The 1,596-nt window shown below is 65.7% G+C and carries 2 protein-coding genes; one reads left to right on the top strand and one right to left on the bottom strand.

Annotated features, from left to right (window positions below):
* Nucleotides 1–770: M23 family metallopeptidase (locus EOA27_RS35775; RefSeq protein ID WP_145970808.1), on the top strand; the 770-nt coding region annotated here is incomplete at its 5' end.
* A 99-nt stretch (nucleotides 771–869) separates the two neighbouring features.
* Here the strand turns inward: EOA27_RS35775 and EOA27_RS35770 are convergent.
* Nucleotides 870–1,596 (bottom strand): oxidoreductase (locus tag EOA27_RS35770; protein ID WP_127258649.1); only part of this gene is annotated, 727 nt, incomplete at its 5' end.

The following is a 1,596-nucleotide window of genomic DNA, read 5'->3' as shown; positions in this document are numbered from 1 at the left end:
CGTCTGCTGCGGCCACGGGCTCCAAGAACCCCAAGCCCGCGCCGCAGGTTGCCGAGGCAAAGCCTGCCGGCGCCGGAGGCACCTATACTGTCCAGCAGGGCGACTCGCTGTCGTCGATCGCCAGGAAGACCGGCATCAGCGTCATGACGCTGAAGCAGGCCAACGGCATGCAGGACGGTTTGCTCAAGATCGGACAGACGCTCAAGGTTCCGGCCGGCGGCACGGTCGTGGCGGCTGCCAAGCCGGCGGCCACCACCGCCAAGCCCGCGGTCGATCCGGTGACGACGGCGACGACGCCGCCGCCGGCGAAGACCACCGAGACGCTCGCCTCCTACACGCCGCCTAAGAAGGATGCCAAGGTCATCCAGCAGGCCGAGGACGACAACGCCGAGGCGCCCGATGCGACCGGCATCGGCAAGATGCGCTGGCCGGTGCGCGGCCGCGTGATCTCCAGCTTCGGCTCCGGCAAGGACGGCGTCGACATCGCGGTGCCGGAAGGAACGCCGATCAAGGCAGCCGAGAACGGCGTCGTCATCTATGCCGGCGACGGTCTCAAGGAGTTCGGCAACACCGTGCTGGTGCGGCATGAGAACGGCCTGGTCACCGTCTACGGCCATGCAAGCTCGATCGAGGTGCAGCGCGGCCAGAAGGTCAAGCGCGGCCAGGAGATCGCGCTGTCCGGTATGAGCGGCACCACCGACTCGCCCAAGCTGCACTTCGAAGTGCGCAAGAACTCGGCGCCGGTCGATCCGTCCGGCTATCTCGAATAGAACAAGAACAATTGCGGGCCGCCTGACCTCCAGTCCGGCCCGCCGTCTTCAGCCCGTTCCGCAAGGAGCGGGCTTTTTCAGTTGCGCGGGATGCAGGGCTCAAAGGTGATCACGTAGCGTGTCGGCGATCATCTCCTCGAGGCTGCTGGCCTTAACGCCCAGAAGCGTCTCCGCGTCGGAGGAATCGACCAGCAGGGGGCTCTCGAAGAGATACGTCATCTCGATCAGCTCATGCATGCCCAGCGCTTCCATCTCGGGGATGGAGTAGGAGTGCGTCTCGGCAATATCCCGGCCGAGCATCGCCGCGGTTTTGCGGATGAGTTCGTTGGGGGAGGCGTGTTGGGAGGGGACATGAAACGCCCGTCCCCATTCGCCGGTGTAGCGGGAGGCCGCGACGAGCGTCCTGGCGACGTCCTTGGTGAAGGTCCAGGCATGGGTGGCGTCGAGGTCGCCAATGAAGGCGACGGGCTGGTCCTCGATGATGGAGGGCAGGGCGATCAGCGAGAAGTAGCTGATCGCGCCGTGCCCGAGATAGTCGCTGGAGCGTATCTCGATCGCCGGCACGCTGGCACGGGCCGCCCGCTGCCACATGATCGTCCTGGCGGTTCCCTTCTTCGAATTCGGATCCAGCGGCATGTCGGAGCGCAGCGGGCTCTCGCCATTCTTGCCGTAACCGTAGAGGTTTCCGAGCACGATGAGCCTGGCGCCGACTGCTTCGGCCGCGCGCACGGTGCCGTCGAGTATGGGGAAAAAGTCGGTTGGCCAGCGATGATAAGTGGCCATGGCGCACATGAACACTGCGTCGGCGCCTCGGCAGACACGCGAC

Origin of the sequence: Mesorhizobium sp. M2A.F.Ca.ET.037.01.1.1 (assembly GCF_003998075.1) — a bacterium.
Taxonomy (GTDB): Bacteria; Pseudomonadota; Alphaproteobacteria; order Rhizobiales; family Rhizobiaceae; genus Mesorhizobium.
Note: the sequence above shows the minus strand (reverse complement) of the source record. Positions and strands in the feature narration are given on the sequence as shown.